The sequence below is a fragment of the Janthinobacterium sp. BJB304 genome, assembly GCF_002735765.1.
GTDB lineage: Bacteria > Pseudomonadota > Gammaproteobacteria > Burkholderiales > Burkholderiaceae_D > Janthinobacterium.
The window spans coordinates 100,619-115,620 of sequence record NZ_PDZN01000006.1; the positions used below are offsets into that span (position 1 = coordinate 100,619).

Here is a 15,002-nt window from a genome sequence, read left to right on the forward strand (position 1 = left end):
AGATCAACGATGGCGCGCCAGGCCCGTCATGGCCGGCAATTGCAGAATCGCTTCCGCGTTGGACGACGAGAAACAGCGGTCGGCCGCCGCCAGATAAGGCAGCCACGCGTATTGCAGGTGTTCGCGGGGGCTCAGGGTGATGGCGATGTCGCGCGGCACTTGCACGCTGAACACGTGTTCCGTGTTGCGCGTCACGCCGGGCGCATAGCGGTGGCGCCAGATCGGATAGATCTCGTACACATTCGACAAGTTCCAGTCGCGCAGCACGATATCGCATCCATCGGCAACGATGCCGGTCTCCTCGCACAGTTCGCGCGCGGCCGTCTGCAGCAGCGGTTCGTCGACGGCATCGACGGAACCCGTCACCGATTGCCAGAAGCCGGGCTGGCCCGCGCGTTCGATCAGCAAGACCTCAAGGTCAGCCGTATGAATGACGACCAGCACGGAAACAGGAATTTTATGAGTCATATCAACAATGAAAAAGGCGCCACGACAGCGCCTTTTTTTGCATAGTGGATCAAACAGCGGCCGCCGGGGCAGCCGCATGCTTCATTACACTACTTTTGGCTCGGCGCTGCGCAAACGGATGTGCAGTTCACGCAATTGCTTCTCGTCCACTTCCGACGGCGCATGGGTCAGCAAGTCTTGCGCGCGCTGGGTTTTCGGGAAGGCGATCACGTCGCGGATCGATTCGGAACCCGTCATCATGGTCACGATACGGTCCAGGCCGAATGCCAGGCCGCCATGTGGTGGCGCGCCGTATTGCAGGGCGTCGAGCAGGAAGCCGAACTTCAGCTGCGCTTCTTCCGCATCGATCTTCAGTGCGCGGAACACTTTCGACTGCACTTCTTCGCGGTGGATACGGATCGAACCGCCGCCCAGCTCCCAGCCGTTCAAGACCATGTCGTAAGCCTTGGCGATGCAGGCGCCCGGATCGCTTTCCAGCATGTCTTCATGGCCGTCTTTTGGCGCCGTGAATGGATGGTGGGTCGCCGTCCAGCGGTCCGCTTCTTCGTCATGCTCGAACATCGGGAAGTCGACCACCCACAATGGCTTCCATACGTCTTCGAACAGGCCGGCTTTCTTGCCGAACTCGCTGTGACCGATTTTCACGCGCAGCGCGCCGATGGCGTCGTTGACGACCTTGGCCTTGTCGGCGCCGAAGAAGATCAGGTCGCCGTCTTGCGCGCCCGTCTGCTCGAGGATCGTGGCCAGCACGTCGGCAGGCAGGAACTTGACGATCGGCGACTGCAAGCCTTCAGGACCCTTGGCTTTCTCGTTGACCTTGATGTAAGCGAGGCCCTTGGCGCCGTAGATGGCAACAAATTGCGTGTAGGCATCGATTTCCGAACGGGGCATGCTGCCGCCTTGCGGTACGCGCAGGGCCACCACGCGGCCGCCTTTCATGTTGGCGGCGCCGTTGAAGACCTTGAATTCGACCGACTTCATGACTTCGGTCAAGTCCGTGAAGGCCAGCTTGACGCGCATGTCCGGCTTGTCGGAACCGTACAGGCCCATCGCTTCGGCGAAATCCATCACCGGGAACGGGTTCGGCAGGTCGATGTTCAGGGTGTTCTTGAAGACGACGCGGATCATGTCTTCGAACAGGTCGCGGATTTCCTGTTCCGTCAGGAACGAGGTTTCGCAATCGATCTGCGTGAATTCAGGCTGGCGGTCGGCGCGCAAGTCTTCGTCGCGGAAGCATTTGGTGATCTGATAGTAACGGTCGAAGTTGGCGACCATCAACAGTTGCTTGAACAACTGTGGCGATTGCGGCAAGGCGAAGAAGCTGCCGGCGTTCACGCGCGACGGCACCAGGTAGTCGCGCGCGCCTTCTGGCGTGGACTTGGTCAGCATCGGCGTTTCGATGTCGATGAAGCCCAGCGCGTCGAGGTACTTGCGCACTTCCATCGTCACCTTGTAGCGCAGGCGCAGGTTGTTTTGCATTTGCGGGCGGCGCAGGTCCAGCACGCGGTGCGTCAGGCGCGTCGTTTCCGACAGGTTGTCGTCATCAAGCTGGAACGGCACGGGCACGGAAGGGTTCAGCACTTCCAGCTCCGAGCAGACCACTTCGATCTTGCCCGACTTCAGGTTGTTGTTGATCGTGCCTTCGATACGGTTGGTCACGACGCCCGTCACGCGCAGGCAGAATTCGTTGCGCACGGCTTCGGCGACCTTGAACATCTCCGCTTGTTCCGGGTTGCAAACGATTTGCACCAGGCCTTCGCGGTCGCGCAAATCGATGAAAATCAGGCTGCCGTGGTCGCGGCGGCGATGTACCCAGCCGCACAGGCTGACGGTTTGTCCCAGCATGGCTTCGGTAACGAGGCCGCAGTATTCAGTACGCATAGACATAAAATTCTCAGTTCAGGTTAGTGAGTGTTCAATCCGGCCACGTCCCGCATGGGACGCCTGCCTTTATTCTTTGGCTGCCGGGGCCGGTACAGCAACAACTTCCGCAGGCGCCACCACGCCCATCGAGACGATATATTTGAGCGCCGCATCGACGCTCATGTCGAGTTCGACGACATCGCTGCGCTTCATCATCAGGAAAAAGCCTGACGTCGGGTTCGGCGTCGTCGGCACGTACACGCTGACATAGTCGCCCACCAGGTGGTTCGCCGCATCGCCGCCCGGCACACCGGTCAGGAAAGCGATGGTCCAGGAGTTCTGGTGCGGATACGGCACCAGCACGGCCTTACGGAAGGCATTGCCCGACGGGGAAAACAGGGTATCGGACACTTGCTTGACGCTCGAATACAGGGAATTGACGATGGGTATGCGTTGCAGCAATTTTTCCCACAGTTTCACCACGTAATTGCCGACCAGGTTATTCGTCAGCAAGCCCGTGAAGAACACAATCAGCACCGTCAATACCGTGCCCAGGCCGGGAATGGTGCTCAGCGCGGGAATCTTGTGGCCGAACCAGACGCTGGGCTGCGTACTGCCGGGCACCAGCAACAGCGACTGGTCCATCGTGCTGATGACCAGATTCAGCACCCAGGCGGTAATGGCCAGGGGCACCAAAATCAGCAATCCGGTAATAAAGTATTTACGCATCAGTTTCTCGGTAATGGATCGTATCGGCGCGGCGCGCTTTTCAGTCCGCTTTCGGCGCAGTGGCAACCGGGGCAGGCGCAGGTGCAGCAGCAGGCGCGCTCTCGGCGGCCGGGGCAGGCTTGGCGTTATCGGCCGGGCCCGTCGGAATGGCCGTGGTGGGCGCCGTGCCGCCGCGGAAATCGGTCGCGTACCAGCCAGTGCCCTTCAATTGGAAACCGGCGGCCGTCAATTGTTTCTTGAAACTGGGCTTGCCGCACGACAGGCACACCGTCAGTACTGGATCGGAGATCTTTTGCAAGACATCCTTGGCAAAACCACACTCGTCACAACGGTAAGCGTAAATCGGCATCTCTACTCCGAGAAAAAACTTCAAAAACCCTGAATTATAAAGCTTTTCCTTTGTCGCCAGCGGAAAATGCCCCGCCCGCTTCAGTCCGCCCGGCGGCGCCAGCTCATCCAGCGCTCCTTGCCGGCGAAGACGGCAATGGAATCGTCGACGGCTTCATCGGCCAGGCAGTCGAAATGCGGCGCCAGCAATTCCTGCAGTTTCTCCCTCGAAATGCCGAACGGCGGCCCCTTGGCATTGTCGTCAAAGAAAAAGTAACCGGCCAGCATGGCGCCCGGCGCCAGCAGCTGCGCCCAGCGGGCCGCCACTTGCGGCCACATGGCGCGCGGCATGGCGCACAAAAACGCCCGTTCATAGATCAGGTCCAGCGGTGCCTCGGGCTGCCAGGCAAAGAAATCCGCTTCCACCACCTGCCCTGCCCGCTCGCCCAGCTGGGCACGCGCGGCGGCCACGGCAGCCGGCGAAAAGTCGATGGCCGTGGCATCCCAGCCCTGATCGAGCATGAAGACCAGTTCATATGCGGAGCCGCAGCCGGGAATCAGGCAGCGCAGCGGCGCCGGACTGCCGGTCACGAAGCCGCGCAGGCGGGACGGCACGCCGCCCTGGTCCCAGGGCGTGAATTGCTTCTCGAAACGCTCGTCCCAGAAGGCGGGAGACAGCGGGTCGCGGTTGTGGAAGTCAGCCATCACTTACGTCCTGATCCAGTTAAAACGGCAGTTGATGCCAGCGCATGAACACTTGCAAGCCCAGCGCGCCGAGCGCGAAGGCACCGACAAAGTACACGATAAAACTCAGCAAGCGGTTCGTCTGGCGTTGCTCCGCCAGCAAGGTTTTCATCAATTCCACGTCGTTTTCACGCGGTTCGCCATGCACGGTCAAGGCCTGGTGCAGCAAGCGCGGCAGTTGCGGGAAAATGTGCGCATAACGGGGCGCCTCCGCGCGCAAACGCTCCATGAAGCCTTGCGGCCCCACCTGGTTGCTCATCCATTTTTCCAGGTAGGGCTTGGCCGTTTGCCACAGGTCCAGTTCCGGGTCCAGCTGGCGGCCCAGGCCTTCGATATTGAGCAGGGTCTTTTGCAGCAGCACCAGTTGCGGCTGCACTTCCACGTTGAAGCGGCGCGAGGTCTGGAACAGCCGCAGCAATACTTGCCCAAAAGAAATATCCTTCAGCGGGCGGTCGAAGATCGGCTCGCAGCAGGCGCGCACGGCCGCTTCCAGCTCGTCGACGCGCGTGTCCTTCGGCGCCCAGCCCGATTCGATGTGCGCCTCGGCCACGCGCTTGTAGTCGCGGCGGAAGAAGGCGAGGAAGTTTTGCGACAGATAATCCTTGTCGTAGTCGTTCAAGGTTCCCACGATGCCGAAGTCGAGCGCGATGTAGCGGCCGAACGAGTCGGGCGCGATCGACACGAGAATGTTGCCCGGGTGCATGTCCGCATGGAAAAAGCCGTCGCGGAACACTTGCGTGAAGAAAATTTCCACGCCATCGCTGGACAGTTTGCGCAAGTCCACGCCGGCCGCCACCAGGCGGTCCGTCTGCGACACGGGGATGCCGTACATGCGCTCCATGACGATGACGCTGCTGGAACAGTAATCCCAGTGCATTTCGGGCACCAGCAGCAAGTCCGAGTTGGCGAAGTTGCGGCGCAGCTGGCTGGCGTTGGCCGCCTCGCGCATCAGGTCCAGCTCGTCGTGCAGGTATTTGTCGAACTCGCCCACCACCTCTTTCGGCTTCAGGCGCTTGCTGTCGGCCCACAGGCGGCTGGTCCAGTCGGCGGCGATGTGCATCAGGGCCACATCTTCGTCGATCAGCTTTTTCATGCCTGGACGCAAGACCTTCACGGCCACTTCGCGGCCGTCTTTCAAGGTGGCAAAGTGCACCTGGGCAATAGATGCGGACGCCACCGGCTCGCGCTCGAAGCGGGCAAACAGTTGATCGGGGTGCGCACCGAGGGACTTGGTGATCTGCGCGATGGCCAGGTCGGAATCGAAGGGCGGCACGCGGTCTTGCAGGCGCGCCAGTTCTTCGGCGATATCGGGCGGCATCAAATCGCGCCGGGTCGACAGCACCTGGCCGAACTTGACGAAAATCGGGCCCAGCTCTTCCAGCGCCAGGCGCAGGCGCAAGCCCCGTGGCGACGACAGGTCGCGCCAGAAAATCAGGGTGTCGATCAATTTGGCGGTGCGGGGAACTTGCAGACCAGAAATCGCTATCTCATCCAGACCGTACTTGATGGAAACACGGATGATTTTAAACAGGCGCAGGAATTTCAATATCATGTAGACAAATCCGGTGAGGAGGACTGCGGCTGGACGGCGGCGGCCGCCTTTTCCAGCCGGGCAAGGCGCTTGGCCAGGCGTTCGACGTCATCGCGCACGCGCGTCACGCCAGCGGAATACTCTTGCAGGGTAGAAGGACGGATCAGCATGGGCTGTTCGTCGAGAAAGTATTCGGCCACGTTTTCTGCCAGCTTTTGCTGGCCCGTACGCACAAAGGCGGCGGCATCTTTCGCACCGGAAACAAGGCGCGTGGCCAGCATGGGACCGACGACCTTTTCTAGGTCGTGCTCGGCTTCCCAGCGCAAACCCTTGCTCAATTGCGAAATCGCATTGGCAAACTCGGCATCGCCTTCGATCTTGACGTAGGAAAACGCCCGCTCGCGGTTTTGCAGGATCAGCGGCACATCGGACAATTTGACGCGGATGGTGACGTTGGCCGGCATGTCGGCCGGTGCCGCCTCCAGCATGCCTGCGCTGTCGACGCGCAGGCGCAAGGCCACGGCGCCCGTGTCGATGCAGGCCAGCTTGCCGGCGTGCACGGCCAGCTGCTGGCGCGCCCACGGCTCTTGCGCCAGCAAATGGTTGATAGTCGCGATGACGGGCGTCATCAGGGAGAGATCGGAAAGTGGTGCCATCGTGTGCGTGCGCGCCAAACGCGCCCCTAAAAATGAAAAACCGCCCGTACAACAACGCGGGCGGTTTCGATCTTACCAGTTCAGCAGGAAATATCTGTCAAGCATCATGCATTGCGCATGAACTTAAGCCATTATTCAGCAAGTTTTGACAATTAATTCAATTGCTGGATGCCTGCCAGGACCCAGCCGCTGTTGCCGCTGACGGGTTTCGACATATTCCACACTTCCGCGAACGGTTCCGCTGCCGCCCCCGGCGCCGAACGGATCAGGCCCGTAAACTTCACGCTGGCCAGGTAATCGTTGACGCTCGTCTCGATACCCAGCAATTCGGCATCGATGGTGACGACGTCCGTAAAGTCCGGCTGCGCACCCCGTTCCTGGATTTGCATGCGCAGTTCCGCATACACTTCCGGCGACGTGAATTCGCGGATATCGTTGACGTCGGCCTTGTCCCAGGCCGCTTGCAGGCGAATGAAATTGCTTTTCGCGTGGCGCAGGAAGGCTTCCTTGTCGAAGTCGCCTGGTACGCCCCATGGCGCGGCAGCCGGTGCCGGCTTGTCCAGGCCGACGCCGGACGAGACGGGTTGCAGCGGCGGCAGCGGTGGAATGCGCGAACCGATGTCGGGCACATTGCCGGCCGGTGCAGCCTGGTTGCCGAAACCGGCGAACGGTGCATTGCCGCTGGTATTGTTGTCGCGCTTGCCGCGCACCATGCGGTAGATGAAGAAGGCCACGCCAGCGAGCAAAGCCACCATCAGCAGGGTGCTGATCATGCTGGCCAGGGCGCCGCCCAGGCCAAAGTGCGACAGCAAGGCGCCCAGGCCCAGGCCCAGCAAGGCGCCGCCCAGCAAGCCCTTCCAGCGGCTCGGTGCCTTGGCGGCAGGTGCCGGTGCGGGAGCTGGCGCAGGCTGCGCCTGGCGCGGCGCGGCGGCCGGCGCCGGGGTTGGTGCCGGTGCGGGCGCCTGGCGGCCCACGTTTTGCGACTGGCGGCCAAACGAACGGCCACCGCCCATGGGACGGGCCAGCGCCTCGCCCAGCATGGATACCGTGGTCGCGGCCAGCATCATGCCGACCATAAATTTCTTCAATTTCATTCCATCTCCTAAAATCACCAACGTTGATGCATTACATCTTGATACCGGTGTGCAAAGCGGCAATGCCTGCCGTCAAATTGTAGTACTGCACGCGCTCCAGGCCCGCCGTTTCCATCATGGTCTTCAAGGTTTCCTGGTCCGGGTGCATGCGGATCGATTCGGCCAGATAGCGATAGCTTTCCGCGTCGCCGGCGATTTTCTGGCCGAACCACGGCAAGACCGAGAACGAATACAGGTCGTACGGCTTTTGCAGCGGCGCTGCCACCTTGGAAAATTCCAGCACCAGCAGCTTGCCGCCCGGTTTCAGCACGCGGCGCATTTCCGCCAGCGCCACGTCCTTGTGCGTCATGTTGCGCAGGCCGAAGGCCACGCTGACGCGGTCGAAATAATTATCGGGGAATGGCAGTTTTTCCGCGTCACACAACAAGGTGGGGGTGAGCAAGCCGCGATTCAAGAGGCGGTCGCGGCCCACGCGCAACATCGATTCATTGATATCGGTCAGCCAGACTTCGCCCGTAGGGCCCGCCTGCTTGGCGAACGCCTTCGACAGGTCGCCCGTGCCGCCGGCAATGTCGAGCACCTTGAAACCGGGGCGCACGCCCGCGTTGGCGATGGTAAACGTCTTCCACAGACGGTGCAGCCCGCCCGACATCAAGTCGTTCATCACGTCGTATTTGGCAGCGACGGAATGGAACACCTTGGCGACTTCGCGCACTTTGTCGTCTTCTGCAACTGTTTTGTATCCGAAATGGGTCGTATTGGTCATGGTAGGCAGTCTGTTTGAACTTGGGAGCATTATACAAGCGGCAGGCGCATTTCCCCGTGACGCCGGAGAAGGTATTGCCTTTCCACTGCATTCGACGCCAGCATGGCCGCCCGCGCATACGCTGCCAGCGCCCCGGGCCGGTCACCCTGGCGGCGCAGCAAGTCGGCCCGGGCCGCGTGCAGATAATGCGAGTTGGCAAGGCTGGGCACGGTTTCCAGCCGCGCCAGCCACGCCAGCCCGTGTACAGCGCCATGCGCCATGGCGCAGGCGATCACGGCATTGAGCAAAATCATGGGTTCCGGCTTGTGCCGCAGCAAGGCGCCATACAGGGCGCTGATCTGGCGCCAGTCCGTCTGGCTGGCGATTGCCGCCCGGGCGTGCAGGGCGGCAATCGCCGCTTGCAACTGGTACGGCCCGGGCGTCCGGACGGCCATCGCCTGCTCCAGCAACGCCAGCCCTTCCGCCATCAGCTCGCCATCCCACAGGCGCCGGTCCTGCTCTTCCAGTGTCAGCAACTGGCCCTCGGGCGAGAGGCGGGCCGGGCCGCGCGACGCCTGCAGCAGCATCAGGGCCAATAACCCCTGCACTTCCGGTTGGCCGGGCTGCAGGCTGTCAAGCAGCCGCCCCAGGCGCAGCGCTTCCGCGCACAGGTCTGCGCGCAGCAACGTGTCGCCGCCGCTGGCGCAATAGCCTTCGCTGAACACCAGGTAAATCACGTGCAGTACTTGCACCAGCCGCGGCTGCAGTTCTTGCTCCGGCGGCAACTCGAAGGGAATGCGTGCTTCGGCGATCTTGCGTTTGGCGCGCAACAAGCGCTGCGACAGGGCTGCTTCCGCCACGCCGAAGGCGCGCGCGATCTCGCCTGTGGAAAGGCCACACAGGGTGCGCAAAGCCAGCGCCACCTGTGCCTCGGGCGCCAGCGCGGGATGGCAGCAGATGAACAGCAGGCGCAAGCGGTCGTCTTCGATGGCCTGCGTTTCTTCCACCACGGCAGCCGGCACGCAGGACAGCACGGCCTCGGCATCGCTGACGCTCTTGCCCGCCCGGCGTACGTGGTCGAGAGCCGCGTTGCGCGCCACGGCACTGAGCCAGGCGGCAGGATTGTCGGGGATGCCCGTGCGCGGCCACAGCTCCAGCGCCTTGCGGCACGCTTCCTGCAGCACATCTTCCGCCAGGCCCAGGTCGCCGAAACGCCGCATCAGGCCGGCCAGCACCCTGCCCTTTTCCTGGCGAAAGACGTGCTCGACGGCCGTAACGGCGTCGCCGGCCATGCTCAGGCCGTGACGGGCCGCACTTCGATGGTGCCCAGGGAAGCCGCCGGACAACGCCCGGCCCAGGCCAGCGCCTCGTCCAGGTTGGCGCAGTCCAGCAGATAGTAGCCGCCCAGCTGCTCCTTGGTTTCCGCGAACGGCCCGTCCGTGATGACGGGCTTGCCATTTTGCACACGCACGCAAGTGGCGCTGCCCACCGGTGCCAGCTCGGCCCCGCTGCGCAGCACGCCGGCCGCTTCCAGCGCTTGCGTGTAGCTGGCAAAGTCGGCCATCAGGCTGGCCATCTGCCCTTCCGGCATGGTTTCATAACGGGATTCATCGGCGTAGATCAGGATCATGTATTCCATAGTCTCTTCTCCAAAGAAAAATGCCCGCAAGCGCGGGCATTCATACGACGAATGGGGCGGCGGCAATCCGACAAGATTACCGCATTATTTTTAATTAATGCTTATGGCCGCAGCTGGGTCCATGCACGTGGCCGCCGGAAGATTGCTTGACAGTCATGTCGGCCTTGGCGTCGCGGCCGCTGTCGCCCGGGTAGCCAGCTGCCGCCAGCTGGTCAAGGTAGGCTTGCCACAGTTTGTCCTTTTCCGCGCCCAGCTTGTACAGATAAGCCCAGGTGTACAGGCCGGAATTGTGGCCGTCGCTGAAGGTGGGCTGCACGGCGTAATTGCCGACCGGCTCCAGGCCCGTGATGCCGACCAGGCGTTTGCCTAATTGCAAGGTTTCCTGGCCCTTGCCATGGCCCTGCACTTCGGCCGAGGGCGAGTACACGCGCAGGTATTCGAACGGCAGCGCAAATGTGCTGCCATCATCGAAAGCCACGTCGAGCACGCGCGACTGGTTGTGCACGGTCAAGCCGGTCGGTTGGGGTGTTGCTGTTTTTTCGGTCATGACAATACTTTATGCGGATAAACGTTGAATGATGGCCTCACGCAAGGCCGGCAACAGGGCGCGGCGCGCCGCCAGCACCTCGGGCGCCGTCTCGCGCTGCACCACCGCCCAGCTGGGGTTCGGAAAATGCGCATCGTCGCGGTAACGCGGGATCACATGCCAGTGCACGTGCGGCGTCATGTTGCCGAAACTGGCCACGTTGACCTTTTCCGGCCCCATCACTTCGCGCACGGCCAGCTCGACTTGCCACACGACTTCCATCACGTAGTTACGCTCGCCCGGCGTCAAATCCGTCATTTCCTTCACGTGCTTGTTCCAGATCACGCGGCAAAAGCCGGGATAGGCAGGGTCGTCGACGGCCACCACGGACAGGCGTTCGCTGCGCCACAGCAAGGCCTCACAGCCCTGCTTCTTGGCAAAGCCATCGAGCAAGTTGCACAGATCGCAGGTCGAGGACGTCACACCAGCACCCGTTCGATGCCGCCGTCATTGGCGCGTTTCACGTAATCGGGCATCCAGTTCTCTCCCAGCAAGTGTTTGGCGATCTCGACGACGATGTAATCGGCCGTCGTGCCCGAATCGTCATTGTAGCGCGACAAGCCTTGCAGGCACGACGGGCAGCTGGTGAGGATTTTGACGTCGCCGGTAAAACCGTCGCCGCGCAGCTTGTCGGCGCCCTTGACCATCTCTTCTTCCTTGCGGAAACGCACTTGCGTGGAGATATCGGGACGCGTGACGGCCAAGGAACCCGATTCGCCGCAGCAACGGTCATTCTTCTCGATCTTCACGTTATCGACCGTGCTGATCAAGGAGTTGATGGTTTTGCCCGATTCCTGCAGCTTCATCGGATTGTGGCATGGCTCGTGGTACATATAGCGCGTGCCGTTCACGCCTTCCAGCTTGACATTTTTCTCCAGCAAATACTCATGGATATCCATGATGCGGCAGCCGGGGAAAATCTTTTCAAACTGGTACGTGGCCAGCTGGTCGTAGCAGGTGCCGCACGACACCAGCACCGTCTTGATGTCCAGGTAGTTGAGCGTGTTGGCCATGCGGTGGAACAGGACGCGGTTGTCCGTCATCATCTTCTCAGCCTTGTCGAACTCGCCCGCGCCCCGCTGCGGATAACCGCAGCACAGGTAGCCAGGCGGCAAGACCGTCTGCACGCCCACTTCCCACAGCATCGCCTGCGTGGCCAGGCCCACTTGCGAGAACAAACGTTCCGAACCGCAGCCGGGGAAGTAGAACACGGCTTCCGTATCGGCCGTGGTCGTCTTCGGATTGCGGATGATCGGGATGACCTTGTCGTCTTCGATGTCGAGCAGCGCGCGCGCCGATTTCTTCGGCAGGTTGCCCGGCATCTTTTTGTTGATGAAGTGGATCACCTGCGCCTTGACGGGCGGCTTGCCCGTCGATGGCGGCGGCGCCTTGGTTTGCTTCTTGGCAAATTTTTTCAGCAAATCATGGCCCAGGCGCTGCGCCTTGTAACCCCAGCCGATCATGACCTTGCGCGTGGCGTTGATGGTCACGGGATCGGTGGCGTTGAGGAACATCATCGTCGCCTTGGTGCCCGGATTAAAGCTCTTCTTGTCCATCTTGCGCAGCAAATTGCGCATGTTCATCGACACGTCGCCGAAGTCGATGTTCACCGGGCAAGGCGTCACGCATTTATGGCAGACCGTGCAGTGGTCGGCCACGTCCTCGAACTCTTCCCAATGCTTGATGGAAATGCCGCGGCGCGTCTGCTCTTCGTACAGGAAGGCTTCGATCAAGGACGAGGTCGCCAAAATCTTGTCGCGCGGCGAGTACAGCAAGTTGGCGCGCGGCACGTGGGTCGAGCACACGGGTTTGCACTTGCCGCAACGCAAGCAATCCTTGACGCTGTCGGCGATGGCGCCGATATCGCTTTGCTGCATGATCAGCGATTCGTGTCCCATCAGGCCGAACGATGGTGTATAGGCATTGCGCAAGTCGGCGCCCATGCCCGGCAGGTTCAGCAGTTTGCCCTTGTTGAAACGGCCTTCCGGATCGATGCGCTGCTTGTAGCTGCGGAAGTCGCCGATCTCTTCTTCCGTCAAAAATTCCAGCTTGGTGATGCCGATACCGTGCTCGCCGGAAATGACGCCATTGAGCGAGCGGGCCAGGATCATGATGCGGCCCACGGCTTCGTGGGCGTCCTGCAGCATTTCGTAGTTGTCCGAGTTGACGGGCAAGTTCGTGTGCACGTTGCCGTCGCCCGCATGCATGTGCAGCGCGACAAACACGCGGCTACGCAGGATGCGCGCGTGAATGGCGGTGGCCTCGTCGAGGATCAGTTTGAAAGCGGCGCCGTTGAAGATCTGGCGCAGCTGGGCGCGAATCTCTTGCTTCCAGGTAATGCGCACGGTGCGGTCCTGCACCACGTCGAACAGGGTGGCGTTCGGCTGCGTTTCCAGGCGTGCATCGAACACGGGCAGCAAGCGCTCCATGCCCAGTTCGGCCAGTTCGCCCTTCACGTCCGCCAGCGGACGGTCCAGCTGGGCCAGCAGATAGGTCCAGCGTGCCGTCACTTGCGCCAGCAACTGCTGCGCCTGCTCGGCGCGGTCGCCCAGCATTTCCGCATCGTCGACGCGGTCGTCGGACGCATCGTCGCTCTTGCCTACTGGCAAATTACCCTTGGCAAAGAATTCGCTGAGGGCCTCCGCCAGTTGCAGCTTGTTCTTGATCGACAGCTCGATATTGATGCGTTCAATACCATCCGTGTATTCGCCCATGCGATTGAGCGGGATCACGACGTCTTCATTGATTTTAAAGGCATTGGTGTGCTTGGCGATCGCCGCCGTGCGGGCACGGTCGAGCCAGAATTTCTTGCGCGCTTCGGGGCTGACCGCCACAAAACCTTCACCCACGCGGGTGTTGGCGATGCGCACCACTTCCGACGCCGCTTGCGCGACGGCGTTTTCATCGTCGCCGACGATGTCGCCAAACAGGGCCATCTTCGGCAGCACGCCCCGTTTCGACTTGGTGGCGTAGCCGACGGCGCGCAGGTAGCGCTCGTCCAGATGCTCCAGGCCCGCCAGGCGGATGCTCGTGTATTGCTCGCCTTTCGCCGGCAAGCCATCGAGGTAATCCTTGATTTCCACGATAGACGGAATCGCGTCGCGCGCCTGGCCGAAGAATTCCAGGCAGACGGTGCGGGCGAATTTCGGCATCTTGTGCAGAATCCAGCGCGCCGACGTGATCAGGCCGTCGCAGCCTTCCTTCTGGATACCCGGCAAGCCGGCGAGGAATTTGTCCGTCACGTCCTTGCCCAGACCTTCCTTGCGGAACTTGCGGCCAGGAATTTCCAGGATTTCCGTCTTGAACGGCGCGTTCGGTTTTGTCGCGTCGCGCGTGCTCGGATGACGCCATTCCAGCTGGAAGCGTGCCAGCGCGATATCGTGGATCTTGCCCAGGTTATGGTCGAGGCGCGTGACGTCGAGCCAGTCGCCGTTCGGGTCGACCATGCGCCACGAGGCCAGGTTGTCGAGCGCCGTGCCCCACAGCACGGCTTTCTTGCCGCCCGCATTCATGGCGACGTTGCCGCCGATGCAAGAGGCGTGGGCCGAGGTCGGGTCGACGGCAAACACGAAACCGGCCTTCTCCGCCGCTTCCGAGACCTTGTTCGTGATCACGCCGGCGCCCGAATTGATCGTCGCGTATTCGTGCGTCAAGCCAGGCAAGACCGTCATTTCCACGGCGCCCAGGGTGATCAGTTTTTCCGTGTTGATGACGGCCGACATCGGCGTCAGGGGAATTGCGCCGCCCGTGTAACCGGTGCCGCCGCCGCGCGGGATGATGGTCAGCCCCAGCTCGATACAGCCCTTGACCAGGCCGGCCATTTCCTCTTCCGTGTCGGGCGTGAGCACGACGAACGGGTATTCCACGCGCCAGTCGGTGGCATCCGTCACGTGCGACACGCGCGTCATGCCGTCGAAGCGCACATTGTGCTTTTCCGTGTAGCGGCCCAGCACCTTGACCGTGCGCTTGCGCAAGTCGTAGGTCTTGCGGAATTCGTCGCCGAAATCGGCCACGGCCTTGCTGGCTGCCTTGAGCAGCAGCTCGACGTTATGGCTGCGCGCCTGCGCCACTTCCGGCGTTTCGCCGCTGGCGGCCACGTCGCCGCCGGCCGCATCGATGGACAGGCGGCGCTTGTCGACTTCGGCCAGACGGTGATGCAGGGCGTCGATCAAGCCCTGGCGGCGCTTCGGGTTGTCGAGCAAGTCATCCTGCAGATAGGGGTTGCGGCGCACGACCCAGATATCGCCCAGCACCTCGTACAGCATGCGGGCCGAGCGGCCCGTCTGGCGGGCGCCGCGCAGCTCGTCGAGCAGGCGCCAGGAGTCCTCCCCCAACAGGCGTATGACGATCTCGCGATCGGAAAACGACGTGTAGTTATACGGGATTTCGCGCAGGCGGCTTGCTGCGGGACCATTCGGCGTTTCTGCCAGTAAAGCTTGGATATGTGCGGGAGCGTTCATGGAGTGTGGTGACGATGTGGACTGGACCCTAAAGACCCATTTTATCTTATTGCGCCGCACCATGCCGGAACAGCCTTAGGCAGCCTAAGGTTTAAGCACCGCACCCGTCGCCATAGCAAATACGGGAAAGCCTACTTTTACATGAATAAAAAACCAGTTT

The 15,002-nt window shown here is 61.7% G+C and carries 14 protein-coding genes; all 14 read right to left on the minus strand.

The annotated features are described in order from the left end of the window. Positions 1 to 3: 3 nt before the first annotated feature. On the minus strand, positions 4 to 468 hold the full coding sequence (gene nudB, locus CSQ95_RS09090; RefSeq protein ID WP_099409258.1) for a dihydroneopterin triphosphate diphosphatase: 465 nt from the start codon (positions 466 to 468) through the stop codon (positions 4 to 6). Between the two features lie 84 nt (positions 469 to 552). After that, positions 553 to 2,349, minus strand: a complete 1,797-nt coding sequence (aspS, locus tag CSQ95_RS09095) for an aspartate--tRNA ligase (RefSeq protein ID WP_070221635.1) — start codon at positions 2,347 to 2,349, stop codon at positions 553 to 555. Positions 2,350 to 2,418: 69 nt separating this feature from the next. After that, entirely contained in the window at positions 2,419 to 3,060 is a 642-nt protein-coding gene (locus CSQ95_RS09100) for a DUF502 domain-containing protein (protein ID WP_070292364.1), read from the minus strand. Between the two features lie 40 nt (positions 3,061 to 3,100). Then, on the minus strand, positions 3,101 to 3,409 hold the full coding sequence (locus CSQ95_RS09105; RefSeq protein WP_099409259.1) for an FmdB family zinc ribbon protein: 309 nt from the start codon (positions 3,407 to 3,409) through the stop codon (positions 3,101 to 3,103). Positions 3,410 to 3,489: 80 nt separating this feature from the next. Further along, on the minus strand, positions 3,490 to 4,092 hold the full coding sequence (locus tag CSQ95_RS09110; RefSeq protein WP_099409260.1) for a methyltransferase: 603 nt from the start codon (positions 4,090 to 4,092) through the stop codon (positions 3,490 to 3,492). A gap of 19 nt (positions 4,093 to 4,111) precedes the next feature. Beyond that, on the minus strand, positions 4,112 to 5,683 hold the full coding sequence (ubiB, locus tag CSQ95_RS09115) for a ubiquinone biosynthesis regulatory protein kinase UbiB (RefSeq protein WP_099409261.1): 1,572 nt from the start codon (positions 5,681 to 5,683) through the stop codon (positions 4,112 to 4,114). After that, positions 5,680 to 6,318: an SCP2 domain-containing protein gene (locus tag CSQ95_RS09120; protein ID WP_257217999.1), complete on the minus strand. Its 639-nt coding sequence runs from the start codon at positions 6,316 to 6,318 to the stop codon at positions 5,680 to 5,682. The genes ubiB and CSQ95_RS09120 overlap by 4 nt, the downstream gene beginning before the upstream one ends. Positions 6,319 to 6,470: 152 nt before the next feature. Then, complete coding sequence (locus CSQ95_RS09125) at positions 6,471 to 7,412, minus strand: Tim44 domain-containing protein (RefSeq protein WP_099409263.1); 942 nt, start codon at positions 7,410 to 7,412, stop codon at positions 6,471 to 6,473. A 31-nt stretch (positions 7,413 to 7,443) separates the two neighbouring features. Beyond that, positions 7,444 to 8,178: a bifunctional demethylmenaquinone methyltransferase/2-methoxy-6-polyprenyl-1,4-benzoquinol methylase UbiE gene (ubiE, locus tag CSQ95_RS09130; protein ID WP_034753359.1), complete on the minus strand. Its 735-nt coding sequence runs from the start codon at positions 8,176 to 8,178 to the stop codon at positions 7,444 to 7,446. 29 nt (positions 8,179 to 8,207) lie between these two features. Continuing rightward, positions 8,208 to 9,449, minus strand: coding sequence for an RNA polymerase sigma factor (locus CSQ95_RS09135; protein ID WP_099409264.1), 1,242 nt, complete (start codon positions 9,447 to 9,449; stop codon positions 8,208 to 8,210). Between the two features lie 2 nt (positions 9,450 to 9,451). Beyond that, positions 9,452 to 9,796: a YciI family protein gene (locus CSQ95_RS09140; RefSeq protein WP_099409265.1), complete on the minus strand. Its 345-nt coding sequence runs from the start codon at positions 9,794 to 9,796 to the stop codon at positions 9,452 to 9,454. A gap of 94 nt (positions 9,797 to 9,890) precedes the next feature. After that, positions 9,891 to 10,343, minus strand: coding sequence for a gamma-butyrobetaine hydroxylase-like domain-containing protein (locus tag CSQ95_RS09145; protein ID WP_099409266.1), 453 nt, complete (start codon positions 10,341 to 10,343; stop codon positions 9,891 to 9,893). A 9-nt stretch (positions 10,344 to 10,352) separates the two neighbouring features. Continuing rightward, positions 10,353 to 10,805, minus strand: a complete 453-nt coding sequence (locus tag CSQ95_RS09150; protein WP_099409267.1) for an HIT family protein — start codon at positions 10,803 to 10,805, stop codon at positions 10,353 to 10,355. Continuing rightward, positions 10,802 to 14,842: a DUF3683 domain-containing protein gene (locus CSQ95_RS09155; protein WP_099409268.1), complete on the minus strand. Its 4,041-nt coding sequence runs from the start codon at positions 14,840 to 14,842 to the stop codon at positions 10,802 to 10,804. Before CSQ95_RS09155 ends, CSQ95_RS09150 begins: the two co-directional genes overlap by 4 nt. Positions 14,843 to 15,002 lie beyond the last annotated feature (160 nt).